Below are 18,756 nucleotides of genomic sequence, written 5' to 3' on the forward strand. Positions count from 1 at the left end.
TCACCGCCCCGCCGGGACGGCCAGCGCCGCGTCCACCGCGGCCCGCACCTGGTCCAACCCGGCGACCGGCACGAGCGCCGACGGTTCGATCGGCTGGTAGTCGGCGGCGGTGTACGTCCCCGACGCGTGCAGGACGATCTCGGTGCCCGCCGGGACCAGCCGTCGCTCGATCGCGTTCAGCACGCCGGTCATCGCCATCACCAGCGACCACTCCCGCAGCTCGGCGTGGTCGGCGGGCATCGGCCGTCCGGCGGCGTTCAGCAGGTCGCGGATCATCGCGTACCGGCTCGTGCACTCCCGCCGGGACACGACGATCCCGGTTCCGCCGAAGCGCCGCACGAGCGGGTCCATCGTCTGCGAGGTGGCCGGGCGGCGGGTGTAGAACGTCGGCTCCAGCACCTCGTCCGGGTCCTCTGTGGACAGCGGGAAGTGCGGGTCGGCGTCCTGGACGTAGTGCCCGGCCGAGCGGCGGTACTGCGGCGCGTTCGCGGGGTCGTGGTCGCCGTGGAGCAGGCTCAGCACCATGTCGGGCGCGCCGAGATGCTGGACCAGCAGGAAACCCGGGTGCGCGGCCGGATCCGCTTCGAGCTGTTCCCGGCCCTGGTGGTAGCCGAGCAGGCCGAACGCGCTCGACACAGCGTGCGCGTGCCAGCGGTTGCCGCGAGCTGGGTCGACGTCGTGTTCGAAGAAGGCCCGGGCGGCGTCGGCGACCAGGTAGTTGTCGAGGTCGAGGGTGAACCAAAGCCGCGGTGAACCGGGACGGACTTCCTCGCGGGCCACGAATTCGCGGGCGAGGTCTTTGACCTGCTCCGGTCGTGGGCTGTCCAGCAGGAGCACCGGATTGCGGCGGGCCAGCTCCGGTTCGCGGGACAGCGCGCTGGAACGGAATTTCGCCTCGGAACGGGCGGGCGCGAGCACGATCACCCGGAGCTGGCCGGGCCGGACGAGGCCGGTCGCGATCGCGCGGTCTACTGCGTCGCGCAGCGCGACGCCCTTGTTCGCGGACGTCGGCGTGAAGATCACGATCGGCTCGCCGGTGCGGCGGATGTGCTCGACCGCCCTCGCGACGATCAGCAGGGAGGCGAAGGTTTTCGTGGTGTGGGTGCCGGGGTTTCCGGTGAGGTCGAGCAGCCGGATCGAGTGGCCGTCGATTTCTGCCAACGGGCCCCACGCGGCGGTCGCGACGGAGAAGTACTCCCGGGTCGCGGTGTCGAGATCGGGCAGTGCGGACCCGGGAGCGAACCGGCCAGGCGAGGTGACCGGAGCGGGCACGCGGCGTTCGATGTCCGCGCGGATCCGGGCGTAGTAGTCGGTGATCAGGTTCCGGGACGCGCGGGGGACGGGCATCGCTCCTCCTCGTTCGGGACAGGGGCAGGGGAGCGCAGACGGTCGCGCAGTTCCAGGAGGCGGTCGCAGACGGAAGCGGTGTCCTGGACCGGGAATCCGGCCGCGACGTCGGGCAGGTAAGCCAGCAAGGCCGCGCGCGCGGTTTCGCCGAACACGACGTCGGAGCCCGCGACCACGACTCCGTCGCGGTGCCCATCGTGCTGGTTTCGCTGCACCGCGACGTCTTCGGCGACGGGCAGGTCGAGGGTCAGCGAGCCGGCGCGGATCCGCACCGGATACCCGCCCGGCAGCCCGAGCGGTCCCGGCACGTTCGTCCGGAGGTCCGCGCCGGTCAGCAGGCTTTCGACCAGGAGCGCGGCGGCGTGCCCGGTCACCGCGTTCAGCTCTCGGCGGTCGACCGCGCGGAGCTTGGCCAGCCGGGCCGTGACGTCGGCCAACGGCTCATCGTCCAGCCAGGCCAACGCTTCGTCGGCATCGTCGTCGGGCGCGTGCAGGTGGACGTGGTGGGCGAGCACGCGCAACGTCCGGGTGTCGTCGGCGGGGAGCGTCGCGCGCAGTGCGGCGGCGAGGGTCATCACATTGCCGATGCCGCAGAACACCGGCAGCCCCAGGGCTTTCAACAGAGGGTTGACCGCGTCCGGGAAGCAGCCGTTGACCAGCAGCGACTCCGGACTGGCCGCCGCCACCGCCTGGGCGAGCGAGATCGCGGGTCCGGCTTGGAGCGGCAGGGTGAGCCCGAAACCGCCGCGGCGCAGCAGGTTCGTCCACTCCGACGGGCTCGTCATCCGTTCCCACGGCGACTGATGCGAGGCGCAGTTCAGCACCACCGTCGGCTGAGCCCGCGCCAAGACCTCTCTCAGGTCGGTCAGGTCCCCGGCTTCGAAGCAGACTGGCGAGCCGCTCAGCCGCGCCCGCATTTCGGCGAGATCCGCGACTTCCTGAGCCTTGCCGGGCCTGCGCGCCAGGACGTGCACCGCGGCCGGAATCCTCGCCAGGGCAAGCGAAAAACACGCACTGCGCGCCAGGGATCCGCTCCCGGCGACGACGACGTGGGGCACCCGGGCCGAATTCTCGGTCAATCTGGGTCCTTTCGCGGGAGAACGGGGCTCACGGTAGCCGCGTCCGCCCGCTCGCCACCGTGGTTTCGCCTGGGTCCGAAAGCATGGACGCACGCGGGCGGCCTGGATCTACTGGCGAGGAGAAGGTTGTCGGCCGAGATGTGCGATGAGTGAGGCGGTATGGCCATCGGTGACTCCGCTGACCCCGGCCCGGCCGTCGAACCGGTCGCGATCGTCGGGATGGCCTGCCGGGTGCCGGGCGCGGCCGACGTCCGCCAGTTCTGGCGCAACCTGACCGCCGGGGTCGAGTCGGTCCGGCGGTTCACCCGCGCCGAGCAGCTCGCCGCCGGCGTGCCGGTCGAGGAGCTCGACGACCCCGCGTTCGTCCCGGCCGCCCCAGTGCTCGACGACATGGCGGGCTTCGACGCCGCGTTCTTCGGGATGACCCCGCGCGAGGCCGAACTGGCCGACCCGCAGCAGCGGCTGTTCCTCGAGCTGTGCCACACCGCATTGGAGGACGCCGGCCATCCGCCGGGCCGCGTCCGCGGCGAGGTCGGGGTCTACGGCGGCACCGGCGTGGACGACTACCTCTGGCGCAACATCCGCGGCAACCGGCGGATCTGGGAGTCGGCCGGCCGCGGCCTGACGATGGTCGGCAACTCGCCGGACTACCTCGCGACCTTCACCTCGTACAAGCTCGACCTGCGCGGACCGAGCATGACCGTGCAGACCGCGTGCTCGACGTCCCTGGTCGCGGTGCACCTCGCGTGCGAGGCCCTGCGGTCCGGCGAATGCGACCTGGCGGTGGCGGGCGGAACCAACATCGAACTCCCGCACCACCGCGGCTATCTGCCCCGCGTCGGCGGCGTCGATTCGAGCGACGGGCATTGCGCGCCGTTCAGCGAGCAGGCGTCGGGGACGGTGTGGGGCAGCGGCGGCGGGACCGTCGTGCTCAAGCGGCTGTCCGAGGCGGTCGAGGACGGCGACCACGTCCACGCGGTGATCCTCGGCAACGCGGTCAACAACGACGGCTCGGAAAAGGTGTCCTTCACCGCCCCCGGACCGAAGGGGCAGACCGCGGTGATCGCGCAGGCGTTGAGCGTCGCCGGGGTGACTCCGGCGGAGATCGGCTACGTCGAGGCGCACGGCACCGGCACCCGGCTCGGCGATCCGATCGAAATCGCCGCGCTGACCGAGGTTTTCGGCCGCGAGCCGCGCGACGGGCAGCGGTGCGCGATCGGCTCGGCCAAGTCCAACATCGGCCACCTCAGCCAGGGGGCCGGGGTGGTCGGCCTGATCAAGGCCGCGCTGATGGTGTCCCACGGGATGCTGCCGCCTTCGCTGAACGTCACCGCGCCGCATCCGGACATCGATTTCGCGAACTCGCCGTTCACCGTCAACACAGTCGCGCGGGTTTGGGATGCGACGGGGCCGCGCCGGGCGGGCGTGAGTTCGTTCGGCTTCGGCGGCACGAACGCGCACCTGGTGGTCGAACAACCGCCCGTGCTGCCTGTGACTGAGGCTGCGGAAGTCGCGCTGATTCCGTTGTCCGCCAAGACCGAGAGCGCCCTGCAGACGGCGGCGACGCGGCTGGCCGAGTACGTCGCGGACTCCCCGGAACTGAGTCTCACCGACATCGCCCACACGTTGCGCGCTGGGCGGGACGAACATCCGCACCGCGCCGCGATGGTCGCGCGGACTCGGGAAGACCTTGTCCGGGCGCTGGCTCGTCCCGCCGCAGCGGTCGCCGATCCCGCCACGAAGGTCGCGTTCCTGTTCTCCGGACAGGGCAGCCAATACCCGGGCATGGGCGACGAGCTGCACCGCGCCGAACCGGTCTTCCAGTCTGCAATGGACGAATGTCTTGCGCTGGCGCGACACGAACTCGGCGCTGATCTGCGAGAGTTGCTCGCCGAGCATCCGGAGGAGACCCAGTTCGCGCAGCCCGCGCTGTTCGCCGTCGGCTACGCCTTGAGCCGGTTGTGGCGGTCGTGGGGCGTCGAACCCGAGGCGATGATCGGCCATTCCGTCGGCGAGTACGTGGCGGCTGCCGAAGCCGGGGTGTTCACCGTGCCCGAGGCGGTCCGGCTGGTGTGTGCGCGAGGACGGCTGATGCAGCAGGCACCGCCGGGAGCCATGCTGGCCGTCTCGATGGACGAGGACCGGCTTCGCGAATGGCTGCCTGCGGACCTGTCGCTCGCCGCGGTCAACGGTTCGGGGGCTTGTGTGGTCGCCGGACCTGGCGAAGCGATCGAAGACTTCGCCGCGAAACTGTCCGCAGAGAAGATCCAGCATCGCAGCCTGCGTACCTCGCACGCGTTCCACTCGCCGTTGATGGACGAGGTCCTCCCGGAGTTCCGCGCCGAGGTCGCGGCAGTGTCGCTGCGCCGCCCGAACCGGCCCTACCTCTCGACCCGCACCGGGGACTGGATCACTCCGGAACAGGCCGTCGACCCTGACCACTGGGTCCGGCAGCTGCGCGACACCGTCCGCTTCGGCGACTGCGTGCAGCGGCTGCTCGCGGACGGTTCCTGGGCGTTGGTCGAATGCGGTCCCGGGCGGCAGCTGGCCGGGCTGGCGCGGATCCGGCCACGCGGCGCGGCACGGTCGAAGGGGCCGCTCGCCCTGCCCAGCCTGCCGACGCCTGGCGATTCTCGCGGCGACGTCGAGACCTTGTATGCCGCGGCAGGTCGCTTGTGGACGGTCGGAGTCCCGGTGCGCACCGATCGCATCGGCACTCCCGGACGTCGCGTGCCTTTGCCTACCTATCCGTTCGAGCGCACGCATTACTTCGTCGAACCCGACCCGCCGGGCACGCCGCAACCCGCTCCGGAACCTGTCGACCACAGCTGGGTTTCCGTGCCGACCTGGCGGCAGACCGCGCCGCTGACGGCGACCGGCGAACCGTCCAGCTGGCTGGTCTTCAGCGACGGCCCGCGCGGCGCCGACCTGGTCGCGGCGCTCCGGCGCAGTGGTGCCGACGTTGTCGTCGCAGGCGAGGAGCCGGGCAACTCCTACCGGGTCCGCGCCACCGAACCGGACGACTACGCCCGCCTCTTCGCCGACCTCGCCGCGCGCGGCGGAATGCCGACGCGGATCGCCCACGCCTGGCTGCTCGACGCCGACGAGGACGACCCGCTTCGTGCCCAGGACCGCGGATTGTTCAGCCTCATCGCCTGCGCGCGGGCGCTCGCGGGCACCGCGCAGGCTCAGTCGGGGGAGAGCGGCGCGATCGGACTGGACGTCCTCACCCGGGGCGCGCGCGATGTCACCGGTGCCGACCTCGTCAATCCGGCCAGCGCCACGGTGACTGCGTTCGCTGAGGTCGCCCCGATCGAGTTGCCGGTCCTGCGCGTCCGTCACCTCGACCTCGGGCCGGGCGACCGCGCCACCGGTGCTCTCTTGGCGGAACTGCGCGCTGCTCCGGGCGATCCGGTCGTGGCCCTGCGCGGCGGACGCCGGTGGGTACCCGAGCACCAGCCCGTTCCCGGACTGTCCGAAGTGGACTCGACAACGCTGCGCCAGCAAGGCGTGTACCTGATCACCGGCGGTACCGGGGGGATCGGGATCACCGTCGCCGAGCACCTCGCGCAGCGGGTCGCGGCACGGCTCGTCCTCACCAGCCGCCACGGTCTCCCGCCGGAGCACGAGTGGGACGCGCTGGGCGAGACCGATCGCCTCGGCCGGGCTGTCGCGGCGATCCGCCGGATGCGGGCGGCCGGGGCGGAAGTCGAGGTCGTCGCGGCTGATGTCAGCGCCGCCGAAGACCTGGCCCGCGTGCGGGAGGTCCTGATCGGACGGTTCGGCCGCCTCGACGGCATCGTGCACGCGGCGGGCGTCGCCGGCGGTCAGATGATCGAGGCGTGGGACCGCGCCGAGGCCGAACGCGTGCTCGGCCCGAAGCTGCTCGGCACCAGCCTCCTCCGCGCCGCCTTCGGCGATCTGTCGCCGGATTTCCTCGTGCTGTGCTCCTCGACCTCGGCGTTGGTCGGAGCCCCGGGACAGGTCGACTACAGCGCGGCGAACGCTTATCTCGACGCGTGCGCGGGTGCCGCCGACGGGTGGCCGGTACGGCGGCTGTCGGTCAACTGGGGGCGGTGGCTGGAGGTCGGCATGGCCGTCGAGACCGAGGTGCCCCGGGAATGGCGGCGCGTCCTCGACCAGCCCGGCGAGGCCTGGGACCACCCGATCCTGACTCATCGCGACGGCAACGGCGGATACCGCGGGACGGTTTCCCCGGCAACGCATTGGGTGCTTGACGAGCACCGGCACCAAGGCCGCGCCCTCATGCCGGGAGCCGCGCACGTCGAGCTGATCCGGGAGGCGTTCGAGAACCACGTGCCGCGATCCTCGCCGCGGCATCAGACCGAACTCAGTGATCTCGTGTTCGTGCGCCCGTTGGTGCTCGCCGACGAGGAGAGCGCCCGGATCCGGGTCACCGTGCGCGCCGACGCGGGGGAGTACCGAGTCGAAGTCGCCAGCGAGAGCGGCGTGCACGCCGAGGCCCGGGCAAGGTGGACCGCCGCTGACGCCGAGCCTGTCGATCTGCGCGCGCTTCGCGCTAGCCACAGCGGACAGCGTCAGGACTACAACGGCGAACGTCTCGGGCAGGCGGGCGGCTTCGCGCTGGGCGGGAGGTGGCGCAGCCTGCGGCACACGACCGACACCGCCGACGGCACGAGCCGCTTGGCCTGGTTCGAACTCCCCGACGCCGTCCAGGCGGAGGCGGCCAGGCTGCCGCTGCACCCCGCGGTGCTCGACGAGGTCACCTCGGTGGCCAGCGACGGACAGGGCAAGTACCTGCCGCTGAGCTACGGACGACTGGTCGTGCACCGGCCGTTCCCCGCGCGGCTGTGGGCCTGGGCGCGCTACCAGGGCACCCGAGACGGCGAGGTCATCACCGCTGATCTGTCCGTTGTGGACGAACGCGGCGACCCGGTGCTCACGGTCGCCGACTTCGTCATGCGCCGCACGGACGTCGCCGCGCTCAGCGGCAAACCCGCCGCGCCGACCGGCGAGGGGCTGCGTCCGAAGGAGGCGGTGGACCTCCTCGACCGGCTCCTCGGCGCGGGCCTCGGGCCTCGGGCGATCGTCTCGGCGGTCCCGTTGGCGAGGATCCGCCAGCGCTCCGAGGCGATCATGGCTTCCGGCCCCGACGCCGCGCCCGCCGACGACCTGGAGACCGCCATCGCTCGCGTGTGGGCCGACGTGCTCGGGATCGCCGAGGTCGGCGTGGACGAGGATTTCGCGGAACTCGGCGGGAACTCGCTGACCGCGGTCCAGCTGATTTCCCAGGTGCGGAGCGCGGTCGGCGTCCGGGTGCCGATGCAGGTGCTGTTCGAAGCGCCCACCGTCGCGGCGATGGCGGGCGTGGTCGCCCGGATGCGGGGCGACGCCAGTGGCTGACGCGCACCTCGTCGAGGTCCCCGGCGGCGACTGGAAGGTCTGGCGCGCGGCCCTGCTCCGTACGACCGGCTTCCCCGCCGACGGACTCGCGGCCTTCACCTGCTCCGAAGCCGCGGCGATCGTCGATGCGCACCTCGACGGCACCGTGGACCAGCACGAGGCCGAGCAGGCGTTCGCCGAGGCCGCCGCGCAGGGAAGCCGGGCGCTGTCGAAGATCGCGGCCGACCCGCTGTTCCGCGAGGCGCTCGTGTGGCAGAACGCGCGCGTTCTGCGCGTGGCCGATTCGATCGCGGCGGAGCCCGAACCCGCGCGGCTGAACCGGCGCCGCCGCCGGGACGAGGACCTGCTCGCCCGCTACTGGCAGCGCTACTGCGCCAAGACCGAGACGATCGGCTTCTTCGGCCCGGTCAGCTGGACCGAGATCAGCTCCCGGCCGGACGTCGTCACCGCCGAGATCGGTCCGCGCCTGGTCCGGGCCCGCGCGACCCACCTCGAGTACTGGGTGCTCGACGCGTACGCCCGGCACCTGGCCGAGGACAGCGAGACCCGGTCGTGGCTCCCGGTCCGGCTGCCCCCGCACCTCGCGCTCGACGGAACCCGGCTGCTGCACCCCACCGAACCCGCCCGGACCCTCACCCCGCAGCAAGCACAGCTGCTCGCTCATTGCGACGGGCGGCCCGCCCGGGAAGTCCTGGCCGAGCTCGACGGAACCCTCGCGGCGCGGGCCGACCTGGAACGCATGCTCGCCGACCTGCACGACCGTTCGCTGGTGTCGTGGGGCATCGATCTGCCGCTGAACTACACCGCCCAATCGACGCTGTACCGGGGAATCCAGGCGATCGGCGACGAACGGATCCGGCACGACGCGCTCGCCGGGCTCGACCGTCTCGACCGGGCACGGGCGCGGGTGGCCGAGGCGGCGGGCGACGCCGACGCGTTGCTGACCGCCCTCGCGGAACTGGACGACGAGGTCACCGCGGTCACCGGCAGCGCACCACGGCAGCGTGCTGGCGAGATGTATGCGGGCCGGACTCCCTGTTACGAGGACACGATCCGGGACCTGGACGTCAGCTTCGGCACCGGGCTGCTGGCCGGACTCGGGCCCGCGCTCACCCGGATGGCGCACCTCGCCCGATGGCTCACCGCCGAACTCGCCACTGCGGTCCACAATGGACTAAAGCAGCTGCATGCCGACCTGGCCGAGGACAACGGCGGCCAGGATGTCCCGTTTGGCCAGTTGTGGTACCTCGCGCGCGGCGTCCTTTTCGGCCAGGACGACGGACCGGTCGCCGCCGTGCTGGCCGGGTTCTCCTGGCGGTGGGCGGCGTTGTTCGCGCTCGACTCCCAGTCCGAGGACATCCGTTGCGACAGCGCCAGCCTCGACGTCGAGGCGCTGTTCCCCGCCAGCCGCCCGGGGTGGGCCGGGGCGCGGTTGCACAGTCCGGATCTCCAGCTGTGCGCGGAGAATCTGGACGCTCTGCGCCGCGGGGAGTTCTTCGCCGTCCTCGGCGAGCTGCACGTTTCGTGGCCGACGTTCGACTCCGGCGTCACCGTCCGCGTCCACCCCGATCCCGAGCAGCTGCGCGCCGACCTGCGCACTGACCTCGGTGCTGGCCGGATGCTGCCGCTGTTCCCCTCCACGTGGCCGCGGGTCACCGCGCGGGTGAACCGCTGCCTGGAGAACTCCGACGACCGTCAGTTCGGTTTCGTCGACGCGCCGGGTGCTGATCCCGAGCGGCTGGTGCGGATCGCTGCTTTATCCGTCACCGACGAAGACGGCGAACTCTTCGTGCTCGGTCCTGGCTTCCGTCGTCCAGTGCTCGACTTGTTCTCCGAACTGCTGATGATGCGGGCGGTCGACGCGTTCCGCTCGGCCACCGTGCGACCGCACACGCCGCGGATCACTGTGGACCGGCTGGTGGTGTGCCGGGAAAGCTGGCGGACGACCGTCGGCGAGACCGGGCTGTCCGAGATCGAAGGGCATCGCGAGCTGTACCTGGCGGTGCGGCGCTGGCGGCGTGCGCTGCGCCTGCCGGAACGGGTTTTCGCCAAGTTCGCGACCGAGGGCAAACCGCTCTACGTCGACTTCACCAGCCCGGTCTACGTGGCGGGATTCTGCTCCGCGCTGCGGGCGGCCGCTCGTGCCGGAGCGGACAGCGCGCTGACGCTCACCGAGTTGCTGCCGGGCCCGGAGCACGCGTGGGTGCCTGATGCCGAAGGGCGGACGTACTTGTCGGAGCTGCGTGTCCAGCTGCGGGATCCGGAGGCGGCCGAATGACCCTTCTGCCACAACGGGTTCTGGCTCACGCCGAGCAGCGCCCCGACTCGATCGCCGTGCGCCAATGGGACCGGCGCCTCACCTACGCTTCGCTGGCTACGGCCGCTACTGGCCTCGCCGCGACCCTGCGTGCCCGCGGTGTCGGCCCGGAGACCCCCGTCGGCCTGTGCCAGCGACGCACGCCGGAGATGCTCGTCGGCCTTCTCGGGATCATGCTGGCGGGCGGGGTGTACCTGCCGCTGGAGCTGTCCCATCCTCGCCACCGCCGCGACGCCATCCTCGCCGATGCCCGGCCGAAGCTGGTCCTCGTCGACGACGACGGCGAGAAAGCCCTGGCGTACCACAGCATTCCGCGTCTCCGGCAGGGCACTGCAGCGGCCGCATCGCCGGTCGAGATCGACCCGGACAACCTCGCGTTCCTGATGTACACCTCCGGCTCCACCGGCGAACCGAAGGGCGTTGCGCTCGGACACGGCGGCCTCGTCGCCCATCTGGAAGCCGCCGCCAAGTGGGTGGGGCTCGACCGGAACGCCCGCGTCTTGGCCTTCGCGTCGTGCGGCTTCGACCTCTCGCTGCACGAGATCGGGGTCGCGCTCGCGTTCGGCGCGGAGGTGGCGCTCATTAATGAGGCCGACCGACTCGATCCGGTCCGGCTGCACGAGTTCCTGCGCGCCCACGAGGTGTCCTACGCCAACCTGCCGGTTTCGGTGCTGCCGCTGGTCGAACCGCACGGACTGCCCGCATTGACGGTGCTCGGGACGGGTTCCGAGGCACCGGGACCGGAGCAGGTCGCACGGTGGACCGCGCCGGGCCGCCGGTTTCTCAACAGCTACGGGCCGACCGAGACCACGGTCATGGTGTCCTCCTTCGACGCCCGCGGCGAGTGGACCCGGCCGATCCCGATCGGGCGTGCGCTGGGGGAGCACGGGCTGCACGTGGTCGACGAGAAGCTGTGCCCGGTGCCCGCTGGCACCCCCGGCGAGCTGCTGATCAGCGGCCCCGGGCTCGCTCGCGGCTACCTCGGGCGGCCCGGGCTGACGGCGGAACGGTTCATCGCCGATCCGTTCGGCAGCGGCGGCCGGGCGTATCGCACCGGCGACCTCGTGCGCCGCACCGCGGACGGGGACCTGGAGTTCCTCGGTCGGCTGGACCGCCAGGTCAAGATCCGCGGGCAGCGCGTGGAACTCGGCGAGATCGAGACCGCGCTGCGGGCACATCCGGAGGTCCAGCACGCCGTCGCGGACACGGTTTCCGGAACGGTCGTCGCGTTCTGCGTCCCGGAGACCGTGGAGCCGTCGGCGCTGCGGGAGTACTGCGCTGGCCGGTTGCCCGCCGCGATGGTCCCGACGCGGGTGTTCTGCCTGCCCGAGCTGCCGCTGCTGGCCTCGCACAAGGTCGATCTGAACCGGCTCCGAGAGCTGGTCGCCGCCGAGCCCGTGGCGGCTGGTGCGGCGGACGAGCCGTTGCCCGCGGTGGTGGCCCGCGTGTGGCACCGGCTGCTCGGCGAAGGGGAGGATTTCTTCGCCGGCGGCGGGCATTCCCTGACCGCGATGACCATGGCCGCCGCCCTGCGCGCCGAGCTGGGCCGTGACGTCGGGGTCGGCGATATCTATCAAAGCCGCACCCTCGCCGGGCTCACTGCCCGCGTTGAAACAGCGAAGCGCACCGACGAGATCGAACTGACCACCGGACATCCGCCAGCGCTCTCGCCGGGACAGCGACGGCTGTGGTTCCTCGACCAGCTTGCCCCCGGCTCTGCCGCGTACAACACGCCGATGGCCCGCAGACTGCGTGGACCAGTCGACCCGGCGAAGCTGCAGGCCGCGCTGACCGCAGTCCTCGCCCGGCACGAGGTACTGCGGTGGCGGTTCCCGGCCGACGGCGGCACGCCCCGAGCGGTGGCCGACCCACCGTCCGCACTGCCGCTGCCGGTTCTGGACACGTCCGCCCTCCAGCTCCAGGCGGAATTGGCCGCCGAAGCCACCGCGCCGTTCGACCTGGCTAGCGGCCCGCTGGTACGGGCGAAGCTCCTGCGGCTCGCCCCGGACGACCACGTCCTCGCGATCACCTTCCACCACGCGGTGTTCGACGGATGGTCGCTCGACCCGTTCTGCCGCGACCTCTCCACCGCCTATACCGGCGAGCTGGCCCCGCTGCCGGTCAGCTACGCCGACTACCCGGCCTGGCGAAGCGAACGCGACCGGCGTCGTTCCGCCGAAGACCTCCAGTGGTGGCGCGAACATCTCTCGGACGCGCCGACCGTCCTCGATCTCCCTCGCGACCACTCTCGGCCACCAGCGCAAACGCACCGGGGAGCCCTCGTCAAGGGCCAGCTCGGCCAAGACGTCTCCACCGCGGTCGAAGCACTAGCGTCCACTGTGGACACAACATCGTCGGTGGTGTTGTTCGCGGCGTTCGCCGAGCTGCTGCACCGCGTCACCGGCCGCGACGACCTCGTCATCGGCACCCCGGTCGCCGACCGCGGCCACGTCGCCTTCCACGACCTGGTCGGCTTCTTCGTCGAGATCGCCCCGCTGCGCTGCCGCGCCGACGAGACGCGGAGCTTCGCCGACACGGTTCGGGGCGCGGCGGCCGAGTTCGTGGCGGCACTCGCGCACCCCGCCGCACCGCTGGAACGCATCGTCGCCGAGTTGCGCGTGCCCCGCGAGCCGACCCGTGGTCCGCTCGTGCAGGTGCTCTTCAACGTCTACGGCTTCGCGCCCGGCGAACTCGTCCTGCCGGGCGTCGCGACGGAAACCCTGCCCGCCGGACAGCCCGGCTCCGCGTTCGACCTGACCGTCTACGTCGAACGCCACGAGGACGGATTCGGCGTCGAACTCCTCTACGACCGCGCGCTCTACGAGGCCGACCGGATCGACCGGTTGCTCACCGCGTACCTCGAATGGATCGCCGCCTTGGTGACCACCGGCGAGAAACCCGAACTGGACCCGTTGCTCAGCAAAGGAATCCACGAAGTCGCGACGGCCGAGGAGCCAGCGGTCAAGGAAGGCATCTGGTCCGACACCGAACGAGACCTGGCCCGGCTGTGGACCGAGGTCCTGGACGGACGCTCGGTCGGAGTCGCCGACAACTTCTTCGACCTCGGCGGGACTTCCTTCGCTTTGACGGTCCTGCACGGCCGGATCGAACGGCAGTGGGGCAGCCGCGCCCGGCTCGTCGACCTGTTCCGCTATCCCACCGTGCGCGCGTTCGCGGCGTTCCTGGACGGCCAGGCCGCGGACACCGCACTCGAAGCGGCCGACCGGCGGGCCCGCGCCCGCCGGAACCGGGCCCAGACACGAGGAGGGCGGTCATGGGCCTCCCGGTAACGCTCGTCTTCCCGCCCGCGGCGGATCCTTCGCTGCCGCACGGCGCGTTGCCGCTGCTCGGCGCGGTGCTCCGGCGCGGCGGGCACGACGAGGTCGAACTCCGCGACCTCAACCTGGAGGCCTTCGACCACCTGCTGCGGCCGGAACCGCTCGCGGCGGTGTCAGACGGCGGTGCCGCCGAAGTCGTCGCGAACATCGCCGAGTCGCGGCGCATCCTGCGGGATCCGGTCGACTTCTACGATCCGGCGAAACTGCTCTACGCCAAGCGGATCTTCCATCTCGCCGGCGACCTGATCACCGCGGGACAACCGGAGTCGCGGTTCGGCAAGTACTCCTACTCGCAGGCGACCTACGACAGCTACGAGGAGGTCGCGCACGCGGTCGAAACCGAAGCCGGGCCGCTCGCGGGCTACTTCCGCGACGTGGCCGTGCCGTCGCTGCTGGCGCGGAAACCGCGGTTGATCGGCCTTTCGGTGCCGTACTTCTCGCAGCTGATCCCGGCGTTCCTGCTCGCCGAGGAGATCCGCCGGCAGGATCCGAGCGTGCACGTCACCGCGGGCGGGCCGGTGATCACGTGGGGCCGGGAAGTGCTCACCGCCGACGCCCGGTTCAGCCGCTGGCTCGACTCGTTCCTCGTCGGAGAGGCCGACGAGACTCTCCTGCACTTCGCGGATTCCCTTGCCGGAGGCCGTGACCCGGCGTCGGTGCGGAACATCGTCCGGTACGTCGGCGGCGCGGTCCTGGAGCAACTCGACCCCACCTACCAGCTCAACCTGGACTGGCTGCCCGCCCCGGATTTCACCATGCTGCCGCTGGAGGACTACTTCGCGCCCAAGCGGGTCATCTGCATGATGCCCACGCGTGGCTGCTACTTCAACCGGTGTGCGTTCTGCAACTACGCCTTCATCAAGATCGCGCCCTACCGGATGCGCTCGCCGAAACTGATCGCCGAGGACGTGGCGTCGGTGGTCGCGTCCACCGGCGAAGACGTGTTCTCCTTCGAGGCGGACGTCATGCTGCCCGCGCACCTGCGGTCGCTGTCGGAGGCGTTGCTGGAACGGCAGACGAACATCAGCTGGCACGGCGTCGCGCGCTTCGAGAAGGGCTTCACGCCGGAGGTGTTCGCGACCATGCGCGAAGCCGGGTGCATCCGGCTCTACATGGGACTCGAAAGCGCGAACGAACGCGTGCTCAAGGCGATGGACAAGGGCACGACCCCGCGGCGGATGGCCGACATCCTCGCGATGTGCCACGCCGCCGGGATCTCTGTCGAAGCCGGGGTGTTCAGCGACTTCCCGTCGGAGACCGCGGCCGAGGCGGAGGACACCTACCGCTTCGTCCGCGACCACCGGCACGTGATCGGCCGCGCCGACGCGGGCACGTTCCGGCTGCTCAAGGGCGCGCCGATCGCCGACGAGCCCGAGGTGTACGGGATCACCGTCAAGGACGACCCGGCGCGCCGCTGGTACCACCTCGACTACGAGGAGGACACCGGCGTCTCCACCGGGCTGGCCGAGCGGATCCAGCGGCTCTACCCGGAGGTCGCGCTGATCGACGTGCCGGAGGACATCCTCTACACCGCCCGCTTCGGCCCCAACGCGTTCCGGATGTTCTTCGACGGCGGCGGAGAAGCGGCCGATCCGCTGCCCGCCGAGGCGAAGCTGTCGCTGGCCGACGGGGTCGTGCTGCATCGCGTCCTGGTCGCCAACTCCGGTGCGGTCCACTTCGGCGACGCCGAGTCCTCGCACGCGGGTTTCGAGAAGTCTCATCTGGCGATCACGATTGCCCTCGATCGCAATCACTCGCGTGTGCACCCGTTGGGGGACAACGAGGAGAAGGTCCTGCGCCGGTTGGCCGAAGGTGATGCGCGCGCCGGCGAACTGCATTCCACTGTGGACGCACTGGTGGCGAAAGGCTTGGTGACGGTTCAGGACGGTGCCGGTGCCTGACCCGGACACCCGGGGGCCGGGCCGCTACCTGTGGTGGCTGGTGCGGCGCCAACCCGGCCGGGTGCTGTCCGGCGGGCTGGTCAGCGCGGCGTGGATGGGCTGTCTGATGCTGCCGCCGTACTTCCTGTCCCGTGCCGTCGACGAGGGGCTGCGCGGCGGGAGCATGGCCGCGTTGCTGGGCTGGGCCGCCGCGATCGTGGGCATCGGCGCGGTGAACGCGACGCTGGAGACGGTGCGGCACCGCACCATGACCCAGGTACGGATGGACGCTTCTTTCCGTACCGTGCGGGCCTTGACGCGTCAGGCCGTCGAGGTCGGCGCGACCCTGCCGCGGAAGGTTTCGGCGGGCGAGGCGGTCAGCATCTCGGCGACCGACGTCATGCGGATCAGCTGGGCGCTGACGGTCACCGGCCCCGGTTTCGGCGGCATCGTGGCTTTCGCGGTGGTCGCGGTGTTGCTGTTCTCGGTGTCGCCGACGCTGGCGCTCGTGGTTCTGCTCGGGGTGCCGCTGCTGGTCGTGCTCACCGGACCGCTGCTGCGGCGGCTCCAGCACGTGGAGACCGAGTACCGGCGACAGGAGGCGGCGCTGACGACCCGGGCCGCGGATATCGCCGGGGGATTGCGGGTGCTGTGCGGAATCGGCGGAAAGGACCGGTTCGCGGGCGGTTACCGGCGTGCTTCGCAGGCGCTGCGCGCGGAGGGCAACCGGATCGGCGCGGTGATCAGCTGGATCCAGGCGCTCGGAGTCGGCCTGCCCGCGCTGTTCCTGGGCGCGGCCACGTGGATCGCGGCGCGGATGACCGCGGCGGGGGAGATCACGATCGGCGAGCTGGTCGCGGTGTACGGGTATGTGGCCGTGCTGGTGGTGCCGGTGTCGTACTTCATCGAGGGAGCGGGGGACATCAGCCTCGGGTTGGTGGCCGCGCGGCGGGTGGTGCGGATCTTGTTGCTGCGCCCGGAGGTCACCTCGCGGGCCGGTGCGGTTTCGGGCCCGCCGGGGCAAGCCGCGATCGCTGACGGCGTCTCTGGCCTGGAGGTGCGCGCGGGGGAGTTCCTGGTGCTCGCTACCTCGACGACGGCCGAAGCCGCCGCGGTCCTGGAACGACTCGCCCGGCTCACGGATTCGGACGTCCGTTGGGGCGACGTTCCGTTGGGCGCGGTCTCGCTGGCGGAGGTTCGCCGCCGGGTCGTGCTGAGCGACGTCGACGGGTATTTGTTCGCTGGTTCGCTGCGGGAAACCCTTGCCGCTCACCGGGATGACGACGCGATCACCGCCGCGCTGGAGGTCGCGGCCGCGGAAGACGTACTGGCTTCCGGGCTTTCCTCCACCGTGGACGCGAAGGGCTGGAGCCTGTCCGGCGGACAGCGGCAACGGCTGCGGCTGGCGCGTGCTGTGCTGGCGGATGCGGACGTCCTGCTGCTGGTCGATCCGGCCGCGGCGGTGGACGCGCATACCGAGTCGCTGATCGCGGACCGGCTCCGAGCGGCGCGACAGGGCCGGACCACGGTGGTGGTGAGCACGTCGCCGCTGTTCCTGGCGAAGGCGGATCGGGTCGCTTTCTTGAGCGACGGACGGGTGGTCGCGGCGGGTTCGCATGCGGAGCTGCTGGGCCGGGAGGCTGGGTATCGATCGCTGGTGGCTCGTGGAGGCGAGGTGTGAGCGGCTCGCTGCCCGTCGCGGACAAACGCGCGGTACGCCACGAGGCCCTGCGACTCCTGCGCGCCGACCCGCGCGCCGTGACCGTGATCGTCCTGCTGAACTGCGCGGCGGCGGCCCTCGGCCTCGTCGCCCCGTGGCTCGTCGGCGAGATCGTCAACCGGGTCGCCGCGGGCGCTGAAGTGTCCACTGTGGACTTCCTGGCCGTCGCTATCGTCGCCTTCGCGGTGGCGCAGCTGCTGGTCACCCGGTTCGCGCGGTACGCGGCTTTCCGGTTCGGGGAACGGTCGCTGGCCAGCCTGCGCGAGCGGTTCGTGGACGACACTCTCGCCCTGCCAGTCTCCGTCGTGGAACGCGCGGGCGTCGGCGACCTGATCACGCGCGGCTCCAGCGACGTCGCACAGGTCGGCGGCACCCTGCGCGACGCGGTCCCGGACCTGTTCGTCTCGGTGGTGCAAGCGGTGTTCATCCTCGGCGCCGTTTTCGCGCTGCATCCGCTGCTCGGCCTGTGCGCGCTCGCGGGCATCCCGCTGATGTGGTGCGTGACCCGGTGGTACCTGAACCGGTCCCGGACCGCCTACCTCGCCGAGGGCGAAGCGAACTCCGCGCTCGCCGACGCCATGGCCGCCACCGCCGAAGGCGCCCGGTCCGTCGAGGTGTTCGGCCTTCAGCAGCAGCGGATCGACGCCTCGGAACGCGCGATCGAGGCCTCGTACGCTGCCCGGATGCGGACGTTGTCGCTCCGAACGGTGTTCATCCCCGGAACAGTGTTCTCCCACTCGATCCCCGTCGCGGTGACGCTCGTCGGGGGCGGCGCCGCACACCGGGCCGGGCTGCTCAGCCTCGGCGCGGTGATCGCGGCCGGACTGTACCTGTGGCAGCTTGTGGACCCGCTCGATCACGTCCTGTTCTGGCTGGAGCAACTGCAAAGCAGCGGTGCGTCCCTGGCGAGAATCAAAGGCGTCGCCGAAGCCGCGGCCGACGACGAGCCGACCGCCGAGGCGCCCGTCGACGACCGGATCGAAGTCAAGGCCCTGCGCTACGCCTACGACGGCACCGCCGACGTCCTCCACGATCTGGACCTGACAGTGCACCCCGGCGAACGGCTGGCGATCGTCGGCCCGTCCGGCGCGGGCAAATCCACGCTAGGCCGGTTGCTGGCCGGAATGGACACCCCGCGAACGGGCAGCGTCACCCTCGGCGGCGTGGACGTGCACCGGCTCGCCCCCGGCCGGGCGCTGCTGGTCACGCAGGAACACCACGTGTTCGTCGGAACGCTGCGGGACAACCTGGCCATGGCAGCCCCCGAAGCCCCCGACGACCGGCTCGCTTGGGCGCTGGAGGCGGTCGGCTGGGCCGAAACCCTGCCGGACGGCCTGGACAGCGAACTCGGCGATCCGACTCGCGGTGACCATCCGCTCGATCCCGCTCAGGCGCAACAGATCGCACTGGCCCGCGTCCTGCTGGCCGACCCGCACACGGTGATCCTCGACGAGACCACCGCGATGCTCGACCCGAACGCGGCGCGCCGCGTCGAACGATCCCTCGCCGCGGTCCTGGAAGGCCGGACGGTGATCGCGATCGCCCACCGCCTGCACACGGCGTATGACGCCGACCGCGTCGCGGTGCTGGAACACGGGAGGCTCACGGAACTCGGAAGCCATGCGGATTTGCTTGCCGCACAGGGAACTTACGCGGCGCTGTGGCGGTCGTGGCACAGCTGAACCTCCCG

At 71.4% G+C, this 18,756-nt stretch carries 8 protein-coding genes; 6 read left to right on the forward strand and 2 right to left on the reverse strand.

What is annotated here, in order from left to right; translation table 11 throughout:
• Together ACWDNU_RS24875 and ACWDNU_RS24880 are read right to left on the reverse strand one after the other, a co-directional pair.
• Positions 1-1,347, reverse strand: coding sequence for a DUF6002 family protein (locus tag ACWDNU_RS24875; protein WP_449670660.1), 1,347 nt, complete (start codon positions 1,345-1,347; stop codon positions 1-3).
• Positions 1,317-2,426 (reverse strand): hypothetical protein, encoded by a 1,110-nt coding sequence (locus tag ACWDNU_RS24880; protein WP_449670661.1) that lies wholly within the window; start codon positions 2,424-2,426, stop codon positions 1,317-1,319. Before ACWDNU_RS24880 ends, ACWDNU_RS24875 begins: the two co-directional genes overlap by 31 nt.
• A 159-nt stretch (positions 2,427-2,585) precedes the next feature.
• On the opposite strand from ACWDNU_RS24880, the gene ACWDNU_RS24885 reads away from it, so the two are divergent.
• Genes ACWDNU_RS24885 through ACWDNU_RS24910 form a run of 6 tightly spaced genes read left to right on the forward strand, consistent with a single transcriptional unit; the run spans position 2,586 to position 18,748 of the window.
• The gene (locus ACWDNU_RS24885; RefSeq protein ID WP_449670662.1) at positions 2,586-7,811 is read left to right on the forward strand and encodes a type I polyketide synthase; all 5,226 of its coding nucleotides are present in this window, start codon (positions 2,586-2,588) and stop codon (positions 7,809-7,811) included.
• On the forward strand, positions 7,804-10,089 hold the full coding sequence (locus tag ACWDNU_RS24890) for a lantibiotic dehydratase (RefSeq protein ID WP_449670663.1): 2,286 nt from the start codon (positions 7,804-7,806) through the stop codon (positions 10,087-10,089). The genes ACWDNU_RS24885 and ACWDNU_RS24890 overlap by 8 nt, the downstream gene beginning before the upstream one ends.
• Positions 10,086-13,418, forward strand: a complete 3,333-nt coding sequence (locus ACWDNU_RS24895; protein WP_449670664.1) for an amino acid adenylation domain-containing protein — start codon at positions 10,086-10,088, stop codon at positions 13,416-13,418. The genes ACWDNU_RS24890 and ACWDNU_RS24895 overlap by 4 nt, the downstream gene beginning before the upstream one ends.
• Positions 13,403-15,367 (forward strand): B12-binding domain-containing radical SAM protein, encoded by a 1,965-nt coding sequence (locus ACWDNU_RS24900; protein ID WP_449670665.1) that lies wholly within the window; start codon positions 13,403-13,405, stop codon positions 15,365-15,367. The genes ACWDNU_RS24895 and ACWDNU_RS24900 overlap by 16 nt, the downstream gene beginning before the upstream one ends.
• Complete coding sequence (locus tag ACWDNU_RS24905) at positions 15,360-17,027, forward strand: ABC transporter transmembrane domain-containing protein (RefSeq protein ID WP_449670666.1); 1,668 nt, start codon at positions 15,360-15,362, stop codon at positions 17,025-17,027. The genes ACWDNU_RS24900 and ACWDNU_RS24905 overlap by 8 nt, the downstream gene beginning before the upstream one ends.
• Entirely contained in the window at positions 17,024-18,748 is a 1,725-nt protein-coding gene (locus ACWDNU_RS24910) for an ABC transporter ATP-binding protein (protein ID WP_449670667.1), read from the forward strand. Before ACWDNU_RS24905 ends, ACWDNU_RS24910 begins: the two co-directional genes overlap by 4 nt.
• The last annotated feature ends 8 nt before the right edge of the window (positions 18,749-18,756 follow it).

The organism is Amycolatopsis sp. NPDC003676 (assembly GCF_053587275.1).

What these genes read in the sequence shown, in the direction of transcription:
- ACWDNU_RS24875 (WP_449670660.1), bottom strand. Translation starts at nt 1,347, where the DNA reads ATGCCCGTCCCCCGCGCGTCCCGGAACCTGATCACCGACTACTACGCC.
- ACWDNU_RS24885 (WP_449670662.1), top strand. Translation starts at nt 2,586, where the DNA reads ATGGCCATCGGTGACTCCGCTGACCCCGGCCCGGCCGTCGAACCGGTC.
- ACWDNU_RS24895 (WP_449670664.1), top strand. Translation starts at nt 10,086, where the DNA reads ATGACCCTTCTGCCACAACGGGTTCTGGCTCACGCCGAGCAGCGCCCC.
- ACWDNU_RS24900 (WP_449670665.1), top strand. Translation starts at nt 13,403, where the DNA reads ATGGGCCTCCCGGTAACGCTCGTCTTCCCGCCCGCGGCGGATCCTTCG.